At 63.3% G+C, this 21,710-nt stretch carries 21 protein-coding genes; 12 read left to right on the top strand and 9 right to left on the bottom strand.

Going from position 1 to position 21,710, the window contains the following annotated elements; genetic code table 11:
* Complete coding sequence (locus tag F753_RS31360) at positions 1-1,344, top strand: hypothetical protein (RefSeq protein ID WP_023444585.1); 1,344 nt, start codon at positions 1-3, stop codon at positions 1,342-1,344.
* Between the two features lie 3 nt (positions 1,345-1,347).
* Here the strand turns inward: F753_RS31360 and radC are convergent, their stop codons facing one another.
* A complete protein-coding gene (radC, locus tag F753_RS31355) occupies positions 1,348-2,022 on the bottom strand; it encodes a RadC family protein (RefSeq protein WP_023444584.1) in 675 nt (224 codons plus the stop codon).
* Between the two features lie 138 nt (positions 2,023-2,160).
* Here radC and coaBC point away from each other — a divergent pair, with 138 nt between their 5' ends.
* The 4 genes from coaBC to argB are packed head-to-tail and all read left to right on the top strand — an operon-like array spanning position 2,161 to position 7,359.
* Entirely contained in the window at positions 2,161-3,369 is a 1,209-nt protein-coding gene (coaBC, locus tag F753_RS31350; RefSeq protein WP_014821797.1) for a bifunctional phosphopantothenoylcysteine decarboxylase/phosphopantothenate--cysteine ligase CoaBC, read from the top strand.
* A gap of 1 nt (position 3,370) precedes the next feature.
* Positions 3,371-3,826 carry a dUTP diphosphatase gene (gene dut / locus F753_RS31345; RefSeq protein WP_003283360.1) on the top strand — a complete coding sequence of 152 codons (456 nt, stop codon included), beginning with the start codon at positions 3,371-3,373 and terminating at the stop codon, positions 3,824-3,826.
* Between the two features lie 44 nt (positions 3,827-3,870).
* Entirely contained in the window at positions 3,871-6,441 is a 2,571-nt protein-coding gene (locus tag F753_RS50235) for a phosphomannomutase/phosphoglucomutase (RefSeq protein WP_023444583.1), read from the top strand.
* A 15-nt stretch (positions 6,442-6,456) separates the two neighbouring features.
* Positions 6,457-7,359: an acetylglutamate kinase gene (gene argB, locus F753_RS31335; RefSeq protein ID WP_003295449.1), complete on the top strand. Its 903-nt coding sequence runs from the start codon at positions 6,457-6,459 to the stop codon at positions 7,357-7,359.
* Positions 7,360-7,419: 60 nt separating this feature from the next.
* Here the strand turns inward: argB and F753_RS31330 are convergent, their stop codons facing one another.
* The 3 genes from F753_RS31330 to pyrE form a co-directional block, all read right to left on the bottom strand.
* Complete coding sequence (locus F753_RS31330; RefSeq protein WP_080902081.1) at positions 7,420-8,895, bottom strand: DUF3360 family protein; 1,476 nt, start codon at positions 8,893-8,895, stop codon at positions 7,420-7,422.
* Positions 8,896-9,078: 183 nt separating this feature from the next.
* Complete coding sequence (locus F753_RS31325; RefSeq protein ID WP_224742652.1) at positions 9,079-9,672, bottom strand: DUF4124 domain-containing protein; 594 nt, start codon at positions 9,670-9,672, stop codon at positions 9,079-9,081.
* Between the two features lie 20 nt (positions 9,673-9,692).
* Positions 9,693-10,334, bottom strand: coding sequence for an orotate phosphoribosyltransferase (pyrE, locus tag F753_RS31320; protein ID WP_023444581.1), 642 nt, complete (start codon positions 10,332-10,334; stop codon positions 9,693-9,695).
* A gap of 85 nt (positions 10,335-10,419) precedes the next feature.
* Between pyrE and F753_RS31315 the strand changes: the two genes are divergently transcribed.
* Positions 10,420-11,199, top strand: coding sequence for an exodeoxyribonuclease III (locus F753_RS31315; protein WP_014821803.1), 780 nt, complete (start codon positions 10,420-10,422; stop codon positions 11,197-11,199).
* A 16-nt stretch (positions 11,200-11,215) separates the two neighbouring features.
* On the opposite strand, the gene F753_RS31310 is transcribed toward F753_RS31315, so the two are convergent.
* Both F753_RS31310 and rph read right to left on the bottom strand, forming a co-directional pair.
* On the bottom strand, positions 11,216-11,584 hold the full coding sequence (locus F753_RS31310; RefSeq protein ID WP_023444580.1) for a DUF4870 domain-containing protein: 369 nt from the start codon (positions 11,582-11,584) through the stop codon (positions 11,216-11,218).
* Between the two features lie 17 nt (positions 11,585-11,601).
* The gene (gene rph, locus F753_RS31305) at positions 11,602-12,324 is read right to left on the bottom strand and encodes a ribonuclease PH (protein WP_023444579.1); all 723 of its coding nucleotides are present in this window, start codon (positions 12,322-12,324) and stop codon (positions 11,602-11,604) included.
* Positions 12,325-12,475: 151 nt separating this feature from the next.
* On the opposite strand from rph, the gene F753_RS31300 reads away from it, so the two are divergent.
* The 5 genes from F753_RS31300 to F753_RS31280 all read left to right on the top strand — a co-directional run bounded on the left by F753_RS31300 (position 12,476) and on the right by F753_RS31280 (position 17,062).
* On the top strand, positions 12,476-13,339 hold the full coding sequence (locus tag F753_RS31300) for a YicC/YloC family endoribonuclease (RefSeq protein ID WP_023444578.1): 864 nt from the start codon (positions 12,476-12,478) through the stop codon (positions 13,337-13,339).
* A 69-nt stretch (positions 13,340-13,408) separates the two neighbouring features.
* A complete protein-coding gene (gene gmk / locus F753_RS31295) occupies positions 13,409-14,038 on the top strand; it encodes a guanylate kinase (RefSeq protein ID WP_014821807.1) in 630 nt (209 codons plus the stop codon).
* A 106-nt stretch (positions 14,039-14,144) separates the two neighbouring features.
* Complete coding sequence (gene rpoZ / locus F753_RS31290; RefSeq protein WP_003283345.1) at positions 14,145-14,408, top strand: DNA-directed RNA polymerase subunit omega; 264 nt, start codon at positions 14,145-14,147, stop codon at positions 14,406-14,408.
* A gap of 60 nt (positions 14,409-14,468) precedes the next feature.
* Positions 14,469-16,577: a bifunctional GTP diphosphokinase/guanosine-3',5'-bis pyrophosphate 3'-pyrophosphohydrolase gene (spoT, locus tag F753_RS31285; RefSeq protein WP_023444577.1), complete on the top strand. Its 2,109-nt coding sequence runs from the start codon at positions 14,469-14,471 to the stop codon at positions 16,575-16,577.
* 104 nt (positions 16,578-16,681) lie between these two features.
* Positions 16,682-17,062, top strand: coding sequence for a RidA family protein (locus tag F753_RS31280; protein WP_014821809.1), 381 nt, complete (start codon positions 16,682-16,684; stop codon positions 17,060-17,062).
* 44 nt (positions 17,063-17,106) lie between these two features.
* Here the strand turns inward: F753_RS31280 and F753_RS31275 are convergent, their stop codons facing one another.
* From F753_RS31275 to F753_RS31265, 3 genes are all read right to left on the bottom strand, one after another.
* Entirely contained in the window at positions 17,107-17,673 is a 567-nt protein-coding gene (locus tag F753_RS31275; protein ID WP_031297354.1) for an OmpA family protein, read from the bottom strand.
* A gap of 14 nt (positions 17,674-17,687) precedes the next feature.
* Complete coding sequence (locus F753_RS31270) at positions 17,688-18,149, bottom strand: FecR domain-containing protein (RefSeq protein ID WP_023444575.1); 462 nt, start codon at positions 18,147-18,149, stop codon at positions 17,688-17,690.
* Positions 18,150-18,482: 333 nt separating this feature from the next.
* Positions 18,483-19,241, bottom strand: a complete 759-nt coding sequence (locus tag F753_RS31265) for a substrate-binding periplasmic protein (RefSeq protein ID WP_023444574.1) — start codon at positions 19,239-19,241, stop codon at positions 18,483-18,485.
* A gap of 481 nt (positions 19,242-19,722) precedes the next feature.
* Here F753_RS31265 and F753_RS31260 point away from each other — a divergent pair, with 481 nt between their 5' ends.
* Positions 19,723-21,696, top strand: a complete 1,974-nt coding sequence (locus F753_RS31260; RefSeq protein ID WP_031297352.1) for an AAA family ATPase — start codon at positions 19,723-19,725, stop codon at positions 21,694-21,696.
* The last annotated feature ends 14 nt before the right edge of the window (positions 21,697-21,710 follow it).

Below are 21,710 nucleotides of genomic sequence, written 5' to 3'. Positions count from 1 at the left end.
ATGCTTGCCCTGCTCCCGCTGGCGCTCGTCTGCGAGCTATTCGCGCTGGTAACGCGCCTGCAGTTCCCGAGCGTGATCAGTGGTGCGCTGCTGGTGCTTTTCTTCGCCTGGCACTGGCGCTCGCTGATGCCCTATCCGCGCCGGCTCGGGCTGGTCACGCTGGGGCTGTTCGCCTACTGGGCACTGCTCCGTGACCCCGACTGGCAGCAGACCCAGCGGATGCTCGGCGCGGCGGCCTACTACGGCGCGTTCATCGGCGCGCTCGGGCTTGCCCATTGCGCGGTCAAGCGGATGCCGCAGCTCGGCGAGCTGCATCGGCTCTTACTGCGTCTACCCCGTACCAGCCTCTATCCAAGCTACCTGTTCAGTACCTTTGCGATCAGCTCGGTGCTGAGTTTCGGCATGCTCAATCTGGTCTGCGGTTCACTGGAACGTTATCTGGACCGGCAGTCGCATAGCCCGAGCCAGCGCCGCGAGGGTGCCAGGGGCGTGATGGTGACAGCCCTGCGCGGCTTCGCTCTGGTGCCCTTGCTGGCACCGACCAGCGTGGCGGTGGCGATCCTCACCCGCGAGTTGCCGGGACTGAGCTGGAGCGCCCTGCTGCCATTCGGCTTGGTCTGCGGGGCAATCCTGCTTTTGGTGGGCTGGCCGATGGAAAACCATCGTCTGCGGCAGTTGCGGGAGACCGCTGCCCCGGCAAGTGGCTCGAGCGCTACCGGGTCGGCAAAGGGGCTGCGCAACCTGCTATACGGCAGTTTGCTCGGCATCCTGCTGATCGCGCTGCTGGCCAGCCTGACCCCACTGTCGGCGACCCAGGCCGCCATGCTGCTGGTGCCGCTCGCGGTGGTCGGGCTGCTGCTGTATCAGGGTGGATCGCCGACAACGGCCTATGCCGAAGTACGCGACACCCTGGCCGGCATGCGCAACGAAACCTTCATCTTCGCCTGCTCGGCACTGCTTGGCGGCCTCACGGCGGTGCTGATCCCGGTCGAACAACTCGCCAGCCACTTCAGCAGCACGCCGCTGGCGCTGTTCGGTCTTGGCAGTGCCGGCATGCTGGCGATCATCGCCCTTGCCCTGCTCGGTGTCGCGCCAATCATCTCCCTGAGCCTGTGCGCCGCACTGCTCGCGCAGCTGGCCGGACACGGCGTGGCGATCATGCAGCCGGCAGTGGCGCTGCTGATCGGCTTTTCGCTGGCCATGCTGCTGTCGCCCTATGGCCCCTCGGCACTGATGCTGGCGCGCCACGCGCAATTATCGCCGTGGCGCATCGCCTTCGGCTGGAACGGCCGTTTCGTGCTGTTGGTGCTCGGCCCACTGCTGCTGGTGCCGCTGCTGGCGTAGCACTCACATCCAGCCGTATTCGGCCATCGACAGGGGCTCGCCGTCACCGACGATGAAGTGATCGAGCACCCGCACATCAATCAGCGCCAGCGCTTCTTTCAGCCTCAGGGTCAGCTGACGATCCGCCTGGCTCGGCTCGGCCACGCCCGATGGATGGTTGTGCGTGAGGATGACCGCCGCCGCATTCTGCGCAAGGGCACGTTTAACCACTTGCCGCGGGTAGACGCTGGCGCCATCGATGGTGCCGTGGAACAGCACCTCGAAGGCCAGCACGCGATGCTTGGAATCGAGGAACAGACAGCCGAACAGCTCGTGCGGCTCGTGGCGCAGGCGAGCCTTGAGGTAGTCGCGCACCGCTTGCGGCGACTCCAGTGCCGAATCGCGGCGCAGCCGCTCGGCCAGATGCCGGCGGGCCATCTCCAGCACAGCCTGCAGCTGGGCAAATTTCGCCGGCCCCAGGCCCAGGTGCGCGCTGAACTGATCGAGCTCCGCCTCCAGCAGCGCGCGCAGGCTGCCGAACTCGGCGAGCAGGTGCCGCGCCAGATCCACCGCGCTTTTGCCGGCAACCCCGGTGCGCAGGAATATCGCCAGCAATTCGGCATCGGAAAGCGCGGCAGCGCCCTGTTCGAGTAGCTTTTCCCGCGGCCGCTCCGCCGCCGGCCAGTCACGTATGCTCATGTCCTCTCCCTGTCGAGCAAGCCCACTTTTCCGCTGTGGGCGCTGTGCTATCTTAGCCCGTCATTTTTCCGGGGTATCGGGCGTGTTCTGACCTGGTTCTCACTCCGGAGAGTCCCTACGAGATTACAAGGCAGGCCTATGCAGCGGCTGTATCGTAAACGCATCGTCTTGGGCGTCGGCGGCGGTATCGCCGCTTACAAGAGCGCCGAACTGGTCCGTCGCCTGCGCGACCACGGTGCCGAAGTCCGGGTTGTTATGACCCAGGGCGGACGTGAGTTCATCACGCCTCTCACCCTGCAGGCGCTCTCCGGCCACCCGGTTCATCTGGATCTGCTCGACCCCGCCGCCGAAGCGGCGATGGGTCACATCGAACTGGCGCGCTGGGCCGACCTGGTGTTGATCGCGCCGGCCACCGCCGACCTCATGGCACGCCTGGCCCAAGGCGTCGCCAATGATCTACTGACCACCGTGGTGCTGGCGACCAATGCCCCGGTCGCCCTGGCGCCGGCCATGAACCAGGCCATGTGGGCCGACCCGGCCACTCAGGCCAATCGCGAATTGCTGTTGAAACGTGGCATTCGTCTGTTCGGCCCCGGCTCCGGCAGCCAGGCCTGCGGCGATGTCGGCATGGGCCGCATGCTCGAGGCCGACGAACTCGCCCAGGCCGCCGCGGACTGCTTCGCGACCGGCCTGCTGACGGGCAAGCACCTGCTGATCACTGCAGGTCCAACCCAGGAAAACATCGACCCGGTTCGCTACATCACCAACCACAGCTCCGGCAAGATGGGCTTCGCTCTGGCCGAGGCGGCCGCCGAGGCCGGTGCGCGGGTCACGCTGGTGACCGGCCCGGTGTTCCTGCCGACGCCCGATCGCGTGCAGCGCATCGACGTGGTCAGCGCCCGCGACATGCTTGCCGCGTGCGAAGCGGCGATGCCCTGCGACATTCTCGTCGCCGCAGCGGCGGTAGCCGACTACCGCCCGGAAGTGGTGGCACCGCACAAACTGAAGAAAGATCCCACGACCGGTGACGGCCTGCTGCTGCAGATGGTGCGCAACCCGGACATCCTCGCCACGCTGGCCAGCCGCACGGACCGTCCGTTCTGCGTCGGTTTCGCCGCAGAAACCGAGAATCTGCTGGAGTACGCCACGCGCAAGCTGCGCGACAAGAATCTCGATCTGATCGTCGCCAATGACGTGGCCAACCCCAGCATCGGCTTCAACAGCGAAGACAACGCCGTCAGCGTGATCGACCGCCAGCAACACGAAACCCGTTTCGGCCAGGCCAGCAAGGGACATATCGCCCGCGCGCTGGTGGCCTTCATTGCCGACCGCTACAAAGAGTCCTGACATGCACGCACTCCAAGCCAAGATTCTCGACCCTCGCCTCGGCCAGGACTTCCCCCTTCCCGAATATGCGACACCGGGCTCTGCCGGCCTCGACCTGCGCGCCATGCTGCAGAGCGACACGGTGCTCGAGCCGGGCCAGACGCTGCTGATTCCCACCGGCATTGCCATCCACATCGGCGATCCGGGGCTCGCGGCGCTGATCCTGCCGCGCTCGGGCCTTGGCCATAAGCACGGCATCGTGCTCGGCAACCTGGTCGGGCTGATCGACTCGGACTACCAGGGCGAGCTGATGGTGTCGTGCTGGAACCGCGGCCAGAGCGCCTTCACCATCGCCGTCGGCGAGCGTATTGCGCAGCTGATGCTGGTACCGGTGGTACAGGCCCGCTTCGAACTGGTCGACAGTTTCGACAGCAGCGACCGCGGCGCTGGCGGCTTCGGGCACTCCGGCAGCCACTGAGTCACTGCGCACCGCTTACCTTTCAGGATGATTCGAGGAGCTTCATGGCACTCTTCAAGCGCACCGCCAAGGATTCAGGCGTTCTGAACCCGGCCGACACCCGCAGCAAGCGCGGCGGTTTCACCCTCAAGCCATTGCTCGGTGGCCTCGCAGCCAGCCTGATCGGGCTCGGCGCGGCCGCCGCGCTGATCTGGCTCGGTCAGCAGGGCGCTCAGCAGCAGCAACGGACACAGCTCGCCGAGGCCTGGAGCCAGAGCCAGGCAAGCGCATTGCAGCAGGCGCTGCGGCGGCTGCGTGCCGATACCCAGACAGCGGTGGAGCAGCAACGCCTGGTGGACGTCGTCCGTGCTGACACCGAGCTCAGACGCGAAGCCGAACAGCGCCTGCTGGAGTTGCCCGGCGTGGTCGACGCGCATCTCAATCCGCGCGGCAGAGTGGTGCCGGACACCAGCCGCCCGGGCCCGCTGAACTTCGCTGCGCTCGATCTGCTACAGCGGGTCGAAGCAGGCCAGTCGGCCGCTCCGGAAGCCTACAAGGTCGACAACCGCTGGCTGCTCTACAGTGCGATTCCGCTGCGCGCCGAGGGTGAACAGGCGATTCGCGGCACGCTGCTGCTGGTCAGCGATCTCCAGCACCTGTTCGCGACACTCCCGACGCTGCCCGACGAAGCCGGCCAGCTGCGACTGACCCAGCAATTCTCCGGCGCACCCGAACAGGTGCTGCTGCAGCGCGGCACCGCAGCCGACAATGCTTCGGCACTGACCCTCGCCAGCGGCAACGCCAACTGGAAGCTGGCCTACCTGCCCGGTGCCATCGATCAGCTGACTCTCATGCCGTTGCTCCTGCTCGCGGCCGCCCTGGTGGCGATTGCCGGCGTGCTGATTGGGCTGCAGCTGGTGCTCGGCGGCCAGCAGCGCAGGCTGCGCGAAGACGTGTTGCAGATGAGCCGCCTGCTACAGGAACTCTCCACCGGCAAGACCATCCAAATACCGGCCTTGAGCCTGCCGGTCCTCGACGCACTGGCCAGGAACATGGTCCGACTGCCTGTCCGCCAAGCTGGACCGGCTCCGACTCAGGCCCCCGCCGCGGCTCCAGCCGTTCGGCCCGCCAAACCTACCGAGTACGTCGATCCGCGCTTGCCGGACACCGATATTCTCGACATCGATATTCTCGACGAGGACCAGGACATCTTCGGCCTCGACACCAAGGAGCGAGAACCCGCAATGAGCAGTGCCAAAGCCCCGAATTTGCCCGCCAGTATCTTCCGCGCCTACGACATCCGTGGCGTTGTCGGCGACAGCCTGACTACCGAGACCGCCTACTGGGTCGGCCGCGCCATCGGGTCCGAGAGCCTCGCCAAGGGTGAACCCAACGTTTCGGTTGGCCGCGACGGGCGCCTGTCTGGTCCCGAACTGGTCCAGCACCTCATTCAAGGTCTGCTCGACAGCGGCTGCGACGTCAGCGATATCGGCATGGTGCCGACGCCGGTGCTCTATTACGCCGCCAACATTCTCGCCGGCAAGTCCGGCGTGATGCTCACCGGCAGCCACAACCCGCCGGACTACAACGGTTTCAAGATCGTCATCGCCGGCGACACCCTGGCCAACGAACAGATCCAGACCCTGCGCAAGCGCATCGAGACCAACGACCTGTCGAGCGGCGTGGGCAAGGTCGAGCAGGTCGATGTACTTGAACGCTACTTCCAGCAGATTCGCAGTGACATCGCCATGGCCAAACCGATGAAGGTGGTCGTCGACTGCGGTAACGGCGTCGCCGGCGTCATCGCCCCACGCATGATCGAGGCACTGGGTTGCACCGTGATCCCGCTGTACTGCGAGGTCGACGGCAACTTCCCGAATCACCATCCGGATCCGGGCAAACCGGAAAATCTGGTCGACCTGATCGCCAAGGTTAAATCCGAGAAGGCCGATCTCGGTCTGGCTTTCGACGGCGATGGCGACCGCGTCGGCGTGGTGACCAACGCCGGCACCATGATCTATCCGGACCGCCTGCTGATGCTGTTCGCCAAGGATGTGGTATCGCGCAATCCAGGCGCCGACATCATCTTCGACGTCAAATGCACCCGTCGCCTCACTCCACTGATCAGTGGTTACGGCGGCCGGCCGGTGATGTGGAAGACCGGCCATTCGCTGATCAAGAAGAAGATGAAGGAGTCCGGTGCGCTGCTCGCTGGCGAAATGAGCGGGCACATCTTCTTCAAGGAACGCTGGTTCGGCTTCGACGACGGCATCTACAGCGCCGCGCGCCTGCTGGAAATCCTCAGCCAGGACAAGCGTGACGCCGAGCAGGTGTTCGCCGCGTTCCCCTGCGATATCTCGACACCGGAGATCAACATCACGGTGACAGAGGAAAGCAAATTCACCATCATGGACGCCCTGCAACGTGACGCTCAGTGGGGCGAAGCCAACCTGATCACCCTCGACGGTGTACGGGTCGACTATCCCAAGGGCTGGGGCCTGATCCGCGCCTCGAACACCACACCGGTTCTGGTGCTGCGCTTCGAGGCCGACAGCGAGGAAGAACTCAGCCGCATTCAGGACGTTTTCCGCGCACAGCTGCTCAACGTTGCACCCGATCTCAAACTGCCGTTCTGATTTGCGGAGCCCTGCATGACCCTCAGCCGTGAAGCTGCCACCCAATTCGCCAAGGTACTTTCCGAGGCGCTGCCCTACATCCGCCGGTTCGTCGGCAAGACGCTGGTCATCAAGTACGGCGGCAACGCGATGGAAAGCGAGGAGCTGAAAACCGGCTTCGCGCGCGACATCGTGCTGATGAAGGCGGTCGGCATCAATCCGGTGGTGGTGCACGGTGGCGGTCCGCAGATCGGCGACCTGCTCAAGCGGTTGAACATCGAAAGCCACTTCATCGACGGCATGCGGGTCACCGACAGCCAGACCATGGACGTGGTGGAGATGGTTCTCGGCGGGCAGGTAAACAAGAGCATCGTCAGCCTGATCAACCAGCATGGCGGCAGCGCCATTGGCCTGACCGGCAAGGACGCCGGCCTGATCCGCGCCAAGAAGCTCAAGGCGACCCGCCAGACACCGGAGATGACCAAGCCGGAAATCATCGACATTGGCCATGTCGGCGAAGTCACCGGCGTCAATGCCGAGCTGCTGGAAATGCTGGTGCAGGGCAACTTCATCCCAGTAATCGCGCCGATTGGCGTGGGCGAGAACGGTGAGTCCTACAATATCAACGCCGACCTGGTCGCCGGTAAGGTGGCCGAGGCGCTGAAGGCCGAGAAGCTCATGCTGCTGACCAACATTGCCGGCCTGATGGACAAGCAGGGCAGCGTACTGACCGGCCTGTCCACTGCCCAGGTCGACGCACTGATCGCCGACGGCACCATCTACGGCGGCATGCTGCCGAAGATCCGCTGCGCGCTGGAAGCGGTGCAAGGTGGCGTCAACAGCGCCCACATCATCGACGGTCGCGTGCCCAACGCGGTGTTGCTGGAGATCTTCACCGATGTCGGCGTCGGCACACTGATCACCAACAGCCAGGGTTGAAGCAGACGCAAAAGAAAAGGGAGCCTAGGCTCCCTTTTTTCATGCCGTGCCGCCGGCCGATCAGAGATCGATACGGAACGACTCGAGCATCGCCGGGATGCCCGGGAACATGCCGATACCCAGCATCACGGCGCAGAGCACGATGAAGACGATCGTCGGGATGACCCAACGATGCAGGTGGCTCAGGGACTGACCACGCTCCTTGTCACCGATCAGCCCGAGATTGTCGAGCAGCACCGTCAGCGACCAGCCGAACACCGGATTAACCAGCGCCGAGGAAAAGATCACGATGGCCGCCGACTGCGAGGTCTTGCCTTCACGGGTCATCTGCATACCGGCTTCCAGCAGCGGCAGGAAAACGCCGACCATCAGCGCCACGCTCAGTACCGGCGGCCAGATCGCCAGATCCATCGGGTAACCCCAAAGCGCCGCAACCACACAGAGCAGGCCGGTGAGCAATGCACCGGCGGGAATCGGGCGCTTGGCGATGGCGGCCGGCACCATGAAGGTGCCCCAGGATGAGGCCAGGTTACCGCCACCCAGCGACGTCCCGACGATCTGTCGTGCCGCCGCAACGCACATGGTGTCATCGATGTTCATCAGCACCTTCTTCGCCTTCGGCGGATAGTTCAGCTGCTGAAACACGCGGTGTCCGAGGAAGTCCGGCGACCACATGGCTACCGCCAGCACGGCAAATGGCGCGACAGCAATGAAGTGATGCAGCTCGGGCAGACCGATCTGCCAGCCGGTAGTCTCGCCCCACCAGTACATCGGATTCAGGTTGGGCACACCCGGCTCGGTGGTGAACTCGAACGGAGCGCCCAATGCAAATGCGATCACGGCCGCCAGCGCCGAACCCAGCGGAATCGCCAGCCAGCGCATGCGGATATGTTCTAGATAGGCGTACATCACGATGGTGGCGAACACCACGATAAACGCGATGTAGCCCATGTCGAAGCTGTCGGCCCAACCGAACAGCTTCTTGATCTGCGAGGTAATGCCAATGAAACCCAGATACAGCAGCAATCCGCCACAAACGCCATCACTAGTCAGACGCGCCAACAGACTGCCGCCCTTGAAGACACCCAGGGTGAAACCGAGCACACCCACCATGATCCCCAGCGCCATAGGATGCCCGCCCGATGCGACGATCAGGGGGATCAACGGAATCAGCGGGCCATGGGTCCCGGCCAGGTTGGCCGTGGGATTGAGGAAACCGGAGAACACCACGACAAACAGCAGTGCTGCGATCAGCATCTCGTAGCGCGCGTTCTCGATCACGAACTCGTTGGAAAGCCCCATCGGGCCGGCGAAAGCCGCAACAACAGCCGCCACCATGACGATCTTGCCGATGGTCGCCGCCATGGCTGGCACCCAATCTTCGTACTCGAAACGGTAGTCACGAAACGGCAGGTTTATTCCCCAGCGCTTCGGCGCCATGATCTCCAGTTCGTGCTCGAGGTATTCAGAGCGAGTCGCGAAATTTCCCTTCGGCTTGTGAAGCTCCCGATAACTGCGTAGGTCCCTACCATTCATGCTAGTCAGCCATACCGAAAAATTTGCGCCACGGTACAGACTGACCCCAAGCAACTCATCACGACCTTGAAACTATTGAGCTAGAGCGGTCTTTTGTGATAGCAAGCAAGCTACTCATCGAGCTATTGGCATAGCAAATAGCCACGCCAAGTATTTTGAAACAAGGGAACCGGTATCAGCGTTTTACTGCTTTTGCCCTAGGAGTTCGGCAATCCGCTGGCGATCACTGGCAAAGCTGACTTCCGCATCAGCGCGCGCCTTTTCGAAACGCTTGAGGTCGCGCTGCAGACTCTGCTCTTCCTTTTCAAGGTTCTCGATCTGCGCCAACAGGTTGCCCGGAACCTTGCGACCGGCGCGCTCATGGTTCGCCGCCTGCTTGCGCAAGCTCGCATGCTGGTTGCGTATCGACTGCAGGTTGCCGCGCGCCAAGCCCATCACGCTATCGAGCTCGGAAAGCTTGCGCGTTTCGGCCCGCTCCACATCCTCGACACTGGCATACAGACGCAGCAGCTGCGCATCCGATGCAGCGCGGGCCTTCTGTGCCTGCAACCGGGCAAATTCCTCCGCGGTCGGTGCCGGCGGCACCTCGCGGACCACTCGCCCTTGCTCGTTGAGCACCTGATATCCACGCGAAATGTGTTGCGGCGGCACGCCATGGCGATCGAGTACGACCACGCCACGGTCGTCCACATAGCGATACAGCTCGGCAGCCGAAGCCAATACCGGACATATGACTCCTAGCAGGAGCAACGTACGAGCGGCTACCGATTTACGCATGGCGCATTACCTACCCTGGGTCAGATTCCGTACTGCTCGCGATAAGCCTGTACCGCGGGCAGGTGCTGTTTCAGCTGAGCGTCGTCGGCGAGATATTCCAGCACTTGCTCCAGGGACACAATACTGATTACCGGCATTCGATAATCACGTTCAACTTCTTGAATCGCCGACAGCTCGCCCTGCCCTCTTTCCTGTCGATTCAAGGCGATGAGTACGCCGGCGGCCTCGGCTTTCTGCGCCTGGATGATCTGCATCACTTCGCGGATCGCGGTGCCGGCGGTGATCACGTCATCGACGATCAGCACACGCCCCGCCAGCGGTGCACCGACCAGCGTGCCACCCTCACCATGATCCTTGGCTTCCTTGCGGTTGAAGCACCAAGGCAGGTCGCGCTGATGCTGCTCGGCCAGCGCGATGGCGGTGGCTGCGCCAAGCGGGATGCCCTTGTAGGCCGGGCCGAAGATGACGTCGAAATCCAGACCGCTCTCGATCACCGCCGAGGCGTAGAACCGCCCGAGCTGTGCCAACGCGCTGCCGCTGTTGAACAACCCGGCATTGAAAAAATAGGGGCTGATGCGTCCCGACTTGAGAGTGAACTCACCGAAACGCAGAACACCGCGTTCGATGGCGAAGCGAATGAACTCGCGCTGGTACGCCTGCATGAAGAAATTTCCCGGAAAACCACTGTTTTAGCTAATTGCGAAGAGCTTGGGTTATCATACACGCACGTGTTTTTAGGGGCCATTTATGCGGATCATCAGCGTCAACGTGAATGGCATTCAAGCGGCGGCACAGCGGGGATTGCTCAGCTGGCTGCAAGCGCAGAATGCCGATGTCATCTGCCTGCAAGATACCCGCGCCTCTGCCTTGGAACTCGACGATCCGGCCTATCAGCTGGACGGTTACTTTCTCTATGCCTGCGATGCCGAGATTCCGGAGCAGGGAGGCGTGGCGCTCTATTCCAGGCTGCAGCCGAAGGCCGTCATCACCGGACTGGGCTTCGAGACGGCGGATCGCTACGGGCGTTACCTGCAGGCGGATTTCGACAAGGTCAGCATCGCCAGCCTGTTGGTGCCGTCCGGCCACGGCGGCGATGCCAACCTGAACCACAAACTCAAGTTCATGGACGACTTCGCCCACTACCTGGACAAGCAGCGCCGCAAGCGCCGCGAGTACATCTATTGTGGCTCACTGTATGTCGCCCACCAGAAGCTGGACGTGAAGAACTGGCGCGATTGTCAGCAGGACCCAGGGTTTCTAGCGCCCGAGCGCGCCTGGCTGGACGAGATTTTCGGCAATATGGGCTATATCGACGCCCTGCGCGAAGTCAATCGCGAAGGCGATCTGTTCAGCTGGTGGCCGGACACCGAGCAGGCCGAAATGCTCAACCTCGGCTGGCGTTTCGACTACCAGATCCTGACATCCGGTCTACGCCGCTTCGTGCGCACTGCTCGCCTGCCACGGCAGCCACGCTTCTCCCAGCACGCGCCGCTGATCGTTGACTACGACTGGACGCTGAGCCTCTGAGGCTCAGCGGTTTGCCCTACTTGACCAGCCGCCAGCAGAACGGATAGCGGTAGGGCTTGCCCTCGTTGGCACGGATGCCGGCGATCACCACCAGCACCAGCGCCACTACGCTCACCAGCACCATCAGCGGAAAGCCGATGAGGATCCAGGCCAGCAAGCCGCAGATCATCATCACGATGCTGAAGGTCAGCTGGAAATTCAGCGCTTCCTTGCCCTGCTGATCGACGAAGGGATCCATGTCCTTCTTCAGCTGCCAGACGATCAGCGGACCAATCACGTTGCCGATCATCGGCGCCAGAAACCAGAAAAACGACGAGTAGTGGCAGAACATCGCCCACTGACGCGCTTCGCGGTTGGGCAGCGGCACGAGATCCTGATCGGTCATTTCGCGTTACCTCTCGCTCAGTCAGCCAGCGCGGCGCGCTGCAACTCGAACAACTGTCGCACGCCGTCCTGAGCCAGGGCCAGCATGGCGTTGAGCTCAGCAGGCTGGAACGGCGCGCCTTCGGCAGTTCCCTGTACCTCGATGAAACCACCGGCGTCGGTCATCACCACATTCAGATCGGTTTCGGCCGCCGAGTCCTCCAGGTAATCCAGATCCAGCACCGGTTCGCCCTGATAGATACCGACCGATACCGCTGCAATCATCTGCTTGACCGGATCGCCCGCCTTCAGACCGCCACGTTTCTTTAGCACCTTGAGCGCATCGATCACCGCCACCATGGCACCGGTGATCGACGCCGTGCGCGTACCGCCGTCGGCCTGGATCACATCGCAGTCGATGAACAGCGTGTTCTCACCGAGCTTGCTCATGTCGAGCGCCGCACGCAACGAACGACCGATCAGGCGCTGGATTTCCAGGGTGCGCCCACCCTGCTTGCCGCGCGAGGCTTCACGCTGGTTACGCTCACCCGTAGCGCGCGGCAGCATGCCGTACTCGGCGGTCAGCCAACCCTGCCCCTGCCCTTTCAGGAAACGCGGGACGCCGGACTCGATGCTGACCGTGCAGATCACCTTGGTGTCGCCGAACTCCACCAGCACCGAGCCCTCGGCATGCTTGGTGTAGTTGCGGGTGATGCGGATCGAGCGCAGCTGATCGGCGGCACGGCCACTGGGTCGCTTCATGTATAGGTCCTGCTAGATGGGAAATTGACCGGCATTATAGAGCCCATTGGCGCGGAAAAGGGTCGCGGCCGTCCGGCCATCGCTGCCGCGACACCCTGTTTTCCTTTACAATCCTTCGCCTTTCGCAGCCCGCAATCGAGAGGTATCCCCGATGGTCCACAGCATGACGGCCTTTGCCCGCAGCGAGCAGGCCGGCACCCATGGCACCCTCAGTTGGGAAATCCGCTCGGTCAATCATCGCTATCTCGAGCCGCACCTGCGCCTGCCGGACGCCTTCCGCGACCTCGAAGGCGCGGTTCGCGATGCCCTGCGCAAAGGCATCTCGCGCGGCAAGGTGGAATGCACTTTGCGCTTCGCCGAGGAAAACAACCGCACCGCCCTGCAGGTCGACCGCGAGCGCGCCAGCCAGTTGATCGCCGCCGCCGAAAGCGTTGCCGCACTGATCAGCCAACCCGCACCGATTGACCCGCTGCAGGTACTTGGCTGGCCGGGCGTACTGGTCGGCGACGCGGTCGACCCACAGACACTCAACCAGAGTGCCCTGCAGCTCTTCCACAGTGCGCTCGAGCAGCTCAAGGAAGGCCGCCGGCGTGAGGGCGACGAACTGGCCAAGCTGCTCAACGAGCGTCTGGACAGCATCCTCGAAGAAGTTGCCACGCTGCGCGAACAGGTGCCGCAGATGCTCGCAGCCCAGCGCCAGAAGGTGCTCGACCGCTTCAGCGAAATGCAGGCAGAGCTCGACCCACAGCGCCTCGAACAGGAGATGGTCCTGCTGGCACAGAAGAGTGACGTTGCCGAAGAACTGGACCGCCTGAACACCCATGTGACCGAAGTGCGACGGGTACTCAAGACCGGCGGCGCGGCCGGACGCCGGCTCGACTTCCTCATGCAGGAACTCAATCGCGAAGCCAACACCCTCGGCTCGAAAGCGTTCGACCCGCGCAGCACTCAGGCCGCGGTCAATCTCAAGGTATTGATCGAGCAGATGCGCGAGCAGGTGCAAAACCTCGAATAACCATCAGCCACCACAACGGCTGGTCTATTTTTGTCCCACAGCATTAACAGCGCTTTTCAGGAACCCGTCATGTCCGCCACCACCGGTACGCTTTATATCGTTTCCGCGCCTTCCGGGGCCGGCAAGACCAGCCTGGTCAAGGCGCTGGTCGATGCACAACCGCAGGTGCGGGTGTCGGTTTCCCATACCACCCGGGCCATGCGGCCGGGCGAGGTCGACGGCGTCAACTATCACTTCGTCAGCCGCGAGGATTTTCTCGCGCGACTGGAGCGCAACGAGTTTCTCGAGCATGCCGAAGTGTTCGGCAACCTGTACGGCACCTCCCAGCGCTGGTTGGAAGACACCCTGGCCGAAGGCTTCGACCTAATCCTGGAGATTGACTGGCAGGGCGCGCAGCAGGTGCGCCGCCTGATGCCCCAGGCCAAATCGATCTTCATCCTGCCACCGACCCAGGAAGCACTGCGCCAACGCCTCAACAACCGCGGCCAGGACAGTGACGAGATCATCGACAAGCGCATGCGCGAAGCGGTCAGCGAAATGAGCCACTACGTCGAATACGACTACCTGGTGATCAACGACGACTTCGCCCACGCCCTGATCGACCTGCAGTCGATCTTCCGCGCCAACCAACTGATACAGAAGACCCAGCAACAGCGCCACGCCCGCCTGCTTGGCGAATTGCTCGCGCAGGTCGGTTGACGCACAGCCCGCAGAAACAGCGCTTCCATTAAGGCTGGTGATTTTTTAGACTACTCCGTCCGCTCGCCCATTCGGGCACGCTCTACCGCTATTGATGAGGAACACCATGGCCCGCGTTACCGTTGAAGATTGCCTGGACAACGTCGATAACCGCTTCGAGCTGGTCATGCTCGCTACCAAGCGCTCGCGCCAGCTGGCCACCGGTGGCAAGGAGCCCAAGGTCGCATGGGAAAATGACAAGCCGACCGTCGTCGCCCTGCGCGAGATCGCTTCCGGCCTGGTCGACTACGATGTCATTGCACAAGACGAGATCGTTGACGACGAGCCTCTCTTTACCCAGTACGAGGAAGAGCCGAACGAGGCCATCTGAATAAATGCCAGGTCGAAGTCGAACCGATAACATCGAAGCCCGCTGGCAAGGAGCACTGTCTTGCCAGCCATAGACGCGCTTGCGGATCGCCTATCGACCTACCTCGGCCCGGATCAGGTCAATCTGGTCCGTCGTGCATATTTCTACGCCGAGCAGGCCCACGACGGTCAACGCCGGCGCAGCGGTGAAGCCTACGTCACCCATCCTCTCGCGGTAGCCAACATCCTCGCCGACATGCACATGGACCATCAGAGCCTGATGGCCGCGATGCTGCATGACGTCATCGAGGACACCGGCATTCCCAAGGACGCACTGGTCGCGCAGTTCGGCGAAACCGTTGCAGAACTGGTCGACGGGGTCAGCAAGCTGACCCAGATGAACTTCGAGACCAAGGCCGAAGCGCAGGCCGAAAACTTCCAGAAGATGGCCATGGCGATGGCCCGCGACATCCGCGTGATCCTGGTCAAGCTCGCCGACCGCCTGCACAACATGCGCACGCTGGAAGTACTGGCCGGCGAAAAGCGCCGCCGCATCGCCAAGGAAACCCTGGAGATCTACGCACCCATCGCCAACCGGCTGGGCATGCACACCATGCGCGTGGAGTTCGAGGATCTGGGCTTCAAGGCCATGCACCCGATGCGCTCGGAGCGCATCCGCGCCGCCGTACGCCGCGCCCGGGGCAACCGCAATGAGATCGTCGACAAGATCGAACAGTCGCTGATTCACTGCCTCGAACGCGAAGGGCTGGAAGGCGACGTACTGGGCCGCGAGAAGCACCTGTACAGCATCTACAAGAAGATGCGCGGCAAGCGCAAGGCGTTCCACGAGATCATGGACGTCTACGCCTTCCGCATCGTGGTGGACAAGGTCGACACCTGCTACCGCGTGCTCGGTGCGGTGCACAGCCTCTACAAGCCGCTGCCGGGCCGCTTCAAGGACTACATCGCGATCCCCAAGGCCAACGGCTACCAGTCCCTGCACACCACCCTGTTCGGCATGCACGGCGTGCCCATCGAGATCCAGATTCGCACCCGCGAGATGGAAGAGATGGCCAACAACGGCATCGCCGCGCACTGGCTATACAAGTCCCCCGAGGACGAAGTGCCCAAGGGCACCCACGCCCGCGCCCGCCAGTGGGTCAAGGGTGTACTGGAACTGCAGCAGCGCGCCGGCAACTCGCTGGAATTCATCGAGAGCGTGAAGATCGACCTGTTCCCCGACGAGGTCTACGTCTTCACACCCAAGGGCCGCATCATGGAGATGCCCAAGGGTTCCACCGCCGTCGACTTCGCCTACGCGGTGCACACCGACGTCGGCAACACCTGCATCGCCTGCCGCGTCAACCGTCGCCTGGCGCCGCTGTCGCAACCACTGGAGAGTGGCTCGACGGTGGAGATCGTCACCGCGCCAGGTGCGCGGCCGAATCCGGCCTGGCTGAATTTTGTCGTTACCGGCAAGGCACGCACGCATATCCGCCATGCGCTCAAGCTGCAGCGTCGTTCGGAGTCGATCAACCTCGGCGAGCGCCTGCTGAGCAAGGCGCTCAGCGGCTTCGAGACCAGCCTGGACAAGATCAGCGCCGAGCGCATCCAGCAGGTACTGACCGAATACCACATGGAGTACGTCGAGGATCTGCTGGAGGATATCGGCCTGGGCAACCGCATGGCCTATGTGATCGCGCGCCGTCTGATATCGCACGACAATGAGGAAGCACCGGCACTCGAAGGTCCGTTGGCGATTCGCGGCACCGAAGGGCTGGTGCTGAACTACGCCAAGTGCTGTACGCCGATTCCCGGCGACCCCATCGTCGGGCATCTATCGGCCGGCAAGGGCATGGTCGTGCACCTGGAAACCTGCCGGAACATCGCCGATGTGCGGCACAACCCGGACAAGTGCATCCAGCTGTCCTGGTCGAAGGATGTCACCGGCGAGTTCAATGTCGAGCTCCGGGTCGAGCTGGAGCACCAGCGCGGCCTGATCGCCCTGCTCGCTGGCAGCGTCAATGCCGCCGACGGCAACATCGAGAAGATCGGCATGGACGAGCGCGACGGCCGCATCAGCGTCGTCCAGCTGGTGGTCAGCGTGCATGACCGCGTGCACCTGGCCCGGGTCATCAAGAAGCTGCGCGCGATCAAGGGCGTCACCCGCATCACCCGCGTCAAGGCCTGACCTCCTCCGTCGACTTCGACCTGTCTGCAAAACGCCACGGCTGGCCGCTCTCGCCATCAGCCATTATGCTGGCTGCCCGTTGCCCAACCCTCAGAGGAGTCTCCATGAGCAAGACCGTGATCAACACCGACAAGGCGCCGGCCGCCATTGGCACCTACTCCCAGGCCATCAAGGCCGGCAACACCGTCTACCTGTCCGGGCAAATCCCGCTGGACCCCAAGAGCATGGAGCTGGTGGAAGGTTTCGAAGCGCAGGCGGTGCAGGTTTTCGAGAACCTCAAGGCGGTGGCAGAAGCGGCTGGCGGCTCGCTGAAGGACATCGTCAAGCTCAACATCTTCCTCACCGACCTCGGCAACTTCGCCACCGTCAATGAGGTGATGAGCCGCTACTGCCAGCAGCCGTACCCGGCGCGTGCCGCCATCGGTGTCTCCGCGCTGCCCAAGGGTGCGCAGGTTGAAATGGACGCCGTTCTGGTCATCGACTGATCGGATCGTCTGTCGGCGCGGCGCCAGTCGCCGCGTCATCGACCTCAACGCACCAGAATTTCGACTCGCCGATTGCGCGGCTCGGCCGTGGCATCCGGCGTCGCTATCAGCAGATTGCGCTCGCCGTGGGACTCCACCCGCAACTCCATCGCTTCCAGCCCCTTGGTCCGCAACAGCTCGGCGACCGCCTGGGCGCGACGCAAACCGACCTGCTCGTTGGCCGCACGATGACCCAGCGTATCGGTATGGCCGGTGACTGTTACCACCGGGTAGTCCCGACGCTGGGCTGCCAGCAGAACGCTGTCCAGCAGTTGTTCAGCCGTGCTGTCCAACGCGCCGGATGGCGCGATATGAAGGCTAAAACGCTCGGGCAATGCCGGCTGGGCAGCCAGCGCCTTGTCGAAATCCGCCTTGCGGCGCATGTCCGGTACGACATAGGCCTGACCGGTACCGGCAATTGCCATGCCCTGGCCAGACGCGTCCAGCCGACGCTCCCCTTCCTCTCCAAGCATCACACCACCGCGCCCACCACTGTCGTCCGCCAGCATCACGTAGGAATGCTGCGCGCAGCCCGCCACTGCCGTCATCGCCAGCAGCACCATCGTTTGCATCAGCGTAATCGGCTTCACGGGCTCACCTTCATCAACACCTGGCCACCGCGCACACCGATGCGGCCGTCCGGCGTGTCGACAGCGATGGCCTGTGGATCGAGGCGGGCCATGTCGCCCGCAATCAGGTTGAGCGTGCCGCGATTGAGCGTCGCGCGCAGGCGCAGCTCATCCAATGCCGGGGCGAAGCGATAGTCGTCGAGGGTCAGCTCGCTGTGCGGGCCGAACGCCAAAACACTGCCGTCGCCTAGGATCACCCCCAGCGCACCTTCGGCGCCGGTGCTCAAAGCCACACCCGGCACGATTGCCTGGCCGACCTTGGCGGCGTTGGTATAGCCGCGGCTGCTGATGTACGCAGCGCCTTCCACCCGCGCCACATGGCCTACCGGTTCGGGTAGGTTCTCGGCGTTGGTAGGCGCAATCCAGACGGCGGCGGCCATGCAGAAGGCACGCAGCATGTAGTTATTGAAGCAAGTCATCGAATTCTCGAATCGCCAGGAGTGCGGTTGGAGCGATACCGCTCCACTGGACTAAGGCAGTCCAAACCGGCAAAAAATCCCCTGCCGCTTCATTTTCCGGCGACTTGTTGATCGGACCGGTGCCACGCGACTACCCCAAGGTCGATGAGCTCGGCCAACAGGCGTTTATCAGAATCCGCCAGACGAAATCTAAGAGGCAGTGTGGGCAGGCCCCACGGCGGCAGCCTGCGTTAGCCAGATGCCTCACCGGCACGCCTCATCATACCTGGTAGTGATGCGATCCGATTGCACCGAAGAGGTCGATCGCCCGTCCCCCGGTAGCGTGAAACGCCTTCAGTTCACGTAACGCTGCGTCGCCTGTTGCAGCAGCCCTTCCTGTTTCATCTGGTCGAAGGTGCGCTGCAGTTTCTCGACGACTGCATCCGGCGTTTCCTTGTTCAGCGCCAGATAGAGGTCGACACGGCTCAGGGTCAGCGCCACGGCCAGCGGGCCGACGCCGGCCTGCTTCGCCTCGTATTCGCCGGAGGGGTTGGTGGTCGCCCACAGATCGAACTGGCCGGCCTTCAGCTTGGCCGGTGTGTCTATCAGCGAACTCTGCACCTCGACGCCACGGTTGATCAGGTACTGACTGCCCACGCTGCCATCCTTCGAGCCGATTCGATACTGCTTGGCAGCATCCAGGCTGGAGACCTGAATCTGGCTCTCCGGAGTCTTGAGCAGCACGATCTGGATCTCGCTGAGCGGACCGACCCACTTGTACTTGGGCTCGCGCTCGGGGGTACGGCTGAGGGAGAACACAGCGAAGCCCGGGGTCTTCTCGGCCAGCTGCTGCAGGCGGCTCCACGGGAAACGCAGCGTCATCGCATAGGGCACGCCCGCGCGCTTGAACAGAGCGGCCACCACCTCGGCATCAATGCCGCTGATCGCACCCTCCTTGGCGAAATTCTTGCCATCGTCGGCCATGCTGAACGGCGGGAAATTCTGCGTGAGCAGATTGATGGTTTCCCCGTCGGCGCTGGCCGAGGCGATTGGCAGGAGGGTAATCAGCGCGCCCAGAAAAGCGCAGCGAAGATACTTCTTGTTGGTCGGCATGTGGAAGTCTCGGGTCGATCGGACGTTGTTTTTCCGCACCGGCATCGGTTCCGGGCGGCTGTCGGCAGGTTCTTATTGCGCCCGGTTCGGGACAAGCGACCGCGCGGCGATGAACCCTAACAGCGCCTTGCGGGACAATCTCTGCGCCGGATCACTTACGTGAGATGCCGTGCTCCGCCAGTCCCGCCGGGCGTCGCGGCACGTCATCCGACGCATACTTTCGTTCCCCGCGCAGCCGGTCATTCGTCGAAAACCTACTGCCCGTTCGTCGCGTAGCCGCCCCCGTGGTGGCTCTTGCCGTATTCTCGCCGGCTATCGGAGTCTGCCGACCCGAGACACAGTCGGGCATATAAATCGCATCCAACACATCCGAACTGTGGCGCGCCATGCAAATGGCGCCGCGGGGTTTCCCGCGAACAACTGTGGTCCGCCTCCTGGCGGTGGTTTGTCGAAACGTCGGGCCTTCCCGATTGGATGTGAAATGAAAATACCCCGTCTGCTACAAGGTCGCCGCGGCCCTGTGCTCTCCATTTTCCTGCTCCTGCTGATCACCGCCAGCGTCGCCTATTGGCAGTTGCGCCCCAGCGCACCATCGACGCCGGCCACTGGCGCGGCGGCCAGCATGCTCGAAGCCTTGCAGGACTCCACCGAACCTTGGCAGGCCAATCGGCGCGATCTCTCGGTGCTGATGAACGATCTGCGTGGCGCCAGCATTGCCAGCGCCGCATTGGGTAAGGATGCGGTCTACGTCAGCCTGCACGAGGGCCTGCGCTACTGGGTGCCGGACCAGTCCGGACGCGTCGCGAGACTGCTGCTCGAGCAGTACGCGCAGAGCAGCGGCGAGCTGTTCCCTTTGGCGATGTTCCAGACCGACGCGGAAAAGCCGTTTTACAAGATCCTTCTGCCCTACTCACCGATCGCCCTGCTGCTGATTGGCGCGGCGGTGTTCTTCGCCATGAAGACCCGTAGCTTTGAAGTCCAACGCAAGGGCAGCGGCGTGACCTTCGCTGATGTCATCGGCGCCGCCGAGGCCAAGCAGGCGCTCAGCGACGTCACCGCCTACCTGCGCGATCCGGCCGCCTATGCCCGCCTCGGCGCCCGCCCGCCAAAGGGCGTGCTGCTGACCGGCGAGCCCGGCACCGGCAAGACCCAGCTGGCCAAGGCGCTGGCGAGTGAGTCGAATGCGAGCTTCATCCAGGTCACCGGCAGCGACTTCTCCTCGATGTATTTCGGCGTTGGCATCCAAAAGGTCAAGGCGCTGTTCCGCACCGCCCGCAAGCAGGCGCCGTGCATCATTTTTATCGACGAAATCGACGGCATCGGCAAGCGCGCCGAGCAGACACGTTCCAGCGATGCCGAGAGCAACCGCATCATCAACCAGTTCCTCGCCGAGATGGACGGCTTCGATGGCGCCGCCGGCGTGCTGGTGTTGGGCGCCACCAACTTCCCCAACTCGCTCGACCCGGCGCTGGTGCGCGAAGGCCGCTTCGACCGCTCGATCGCCGTCGGCCTGCCCGGCCTCGATGACCGCGAAGCGCTGTTCCGCCTCTACGCCGGCAAGATCAGCGCGGCGACCGATCTGGACTTCCCGCAGCTGGCGCGCAATACCGTCGGCCTGACGCCGGCCGCGATCGCCTATATCGTCAACCACGCAGCATTGCTGGCGGCCCGCGCGGGCGCCAGACAGGTCGATATGGCGCATTTCGTCGACGCGGTGGAAACCTGCCGCATCGGCGAGCAGCCCTCCGGCGTGACACCCATGTCGCCGACCGATCGCAAGCGCATTGCCGTGCACGAGGCTGGCCACGCGCTGGTAGCGGCGGCACTGAAGGTGGGCCGCGTTGAGAAGGTCACCATCCTGCCGCGCGGTCAGGCATTGGGCGTGACGCTGGTAACGCCGGTGGAAGACAAGCGCCTGCACATGTATTCCGAACTGCGCAATCGCATCCAGATGCTGCTGGCCGGGCGCGGCGCCGAGCAGCTGTATTTCCACGAGGTGTCGTCCGGCGCCGGGCAGGATCTGCAGGAAGCCTCGAAGATCGCCCTTTCCATGGTCGGCGCCCTCGGCATGGGCCCGCGCGGCTCGCTGTTGAGCCTGCAGGCCGTGCGCGACGCGCATCTGGACAGCGATCCGCGCGAAGCGCTGGAAGCGGCCGATGAGCTGCTGCAGCAGCTTAATCAGGAGTGCCTGGCCCTGTTGCAGCAGTTGAAACCAGCGCTCGACCACATCACCGAGCGCCTGCTCGCGGTGGAAACCGTGCCTGGGGAAGAGGTGCTGGCGGCTATCGAACGGTTGCCCGTGCACCATCACGAAGCCAGTGTCAGCTCGATCATCGGCCATGCGCTGAACAGCATCGACCGCGTCGCGGCCAGCGCCATGGACAGCACCGACAGCTTCGAACTATCGCCGGTGGTATCGAGCGAGCCGGAAGACGACGGCCCGACCCGGCTCTGAGCCGGAGGGCGTAA

The organism is Stutzerimonas chloritidismutans AW-1 (genome assembly GCF_000495915.1).
Classification (GTDB): Bacteria; Pseudomonadota; Gammaproteobacteria; order Pseudomonadales; family Pseudomonadaceae; genus Stutzerimonas; species Stutzerimonas chloritidismutans.
Note: the sequence above shows the minus strand (reverse complement) of the source record. Positions and strands in the feature narration are given on the sequence as shown.

Coding starts and splice junctions, on each gene's coding strand:
- F753_RS31360 (WP_023444585.1), top strand. CDS start 1: ATGCTTGCCCTGCTCCCGCTGGCGCTCGTCTGCGAGCTATTCGCGCTG.
- radC (WP_023444584.1), bottom strand. CDS start 2,022: ATGAGCATACGTGACTGGCCGGCGGCGGAGCGGCCGCGGGAAAAGCTA.
- coaBC (WP_014821797.1), top strand. CDS start 2,161: ATGCAGCGGCTGTATCGTAAACGCATCGTCTTGGGCGTCGGCGGCGGT.
- dut (WP_003283360.1), top strand. CDS start 3,371: ATGCACGCACTCCAAGCCAAGATTCTCGACCCTCGCCTCGGCCAGGAC.
- F753_RS50235 (WP_023444583.1), top strand. CDS start 3,871: ATGGCACTCTTCAAGCGCACCGCCAAGGATTCAGGCGTTCTGAACCCG.
- argB (WP_003295449.1), top strand. CDS start 6,457: ATGACCCTCAGCCGTGAAGCTGCCACCCAATTCGCCAAGGTACTTTCC.
- F753_RS31330 (WP_080902081.1), bottom strand. CDS start 8,895: ATGAATGGTAGGGACCTACGCAGTTATCGGGAGCTTCACAAGCCGAAG.
- F753_RS31325 (WP_224742652.1), bottom strand. CDS start 9,672: ATGCGTAAATCGGTAGCCGCTCGTACGTTGCTCCTGCTAGGAGTCATA.
- pyrE (WP_023444581.1), bottom strand. CDS start 10,334: ATGCAGGCGTACCAGCGCGAGTTCATTCGCTTCGCCATCGAACGCGGT.
- F753_RS31315 (WP_014821803.1), top strand. CDS start 10,420: ATGCGGATCATCAGCGTCAACGTGAATGGCATTCAAGCGGCGGCACAG.
- F753_RS31310 (WP_023444580.1), bottom strand. CDS start 11,584: ATGACCGATCAGGATCTCGTGCCGCTGCCCAACCGCGAAGCGCGTCAG.
- rph (WP_023444579.1), bottom strand. CDS start 12,324: ATGAAGCGACCCAGTGGCCGTGCCGCCGATCAGCTGCGCTCGATCCGC.
- F753_RS31300 (WP_023444578.1), top strand. CDS start 12,476: ATGGTCCACAGCATGACGGCCTTTGCCCGCAGCGAGCAGGCCGGCACC.
- gmk (WP_014821807.1), top strand. CDS start 13,409: ATGTCCGCCACCACCGGTACGCTTTATATCGTTTCCGCGCCTTCCGGG.
- rpoZ (WP_003283345.1), top strand. CDS start 14,145: ATGGCCCGCGTTACCGTTGAAGATTGCCTGGACAACGTCGATAACCGC.
- F753_RS31280 (WP_014821809.1), top strand. CDS start 16,682: ATGAGCAAGACCGTGATCAACACCGACAAGGCGCCGGCCGCCATTGGC.
- F753_RS31275 (WP_031297354.1), bottom strand. CDS start 17,673: ATGCAAACGATGGTGCTGCTGGCGATGACGGCAGTGGCGGGCTGCGCG.
- F753_RS31270 (WP_023444575.1), bottom strand. CDS start 18,149: ATGACTTGCTTCAATAACTACATGCTGCGTGCCTTCTGCATGGCCGCC.
- F753_RS31265 (WP_023444574.1), bottom strand. CDS start 19,241: ATGCCGACCAACAAGAAGTATCTTCGCTGCGCTTTTCTGGGCGCGCTG.
- F753_RS31260 (WP_031297352.1), top strand. CDS start 19,723: ATGAAAATACCCCGTCTGCTACAAGGTCGCCGCGGCCCTGTGCTCTCC.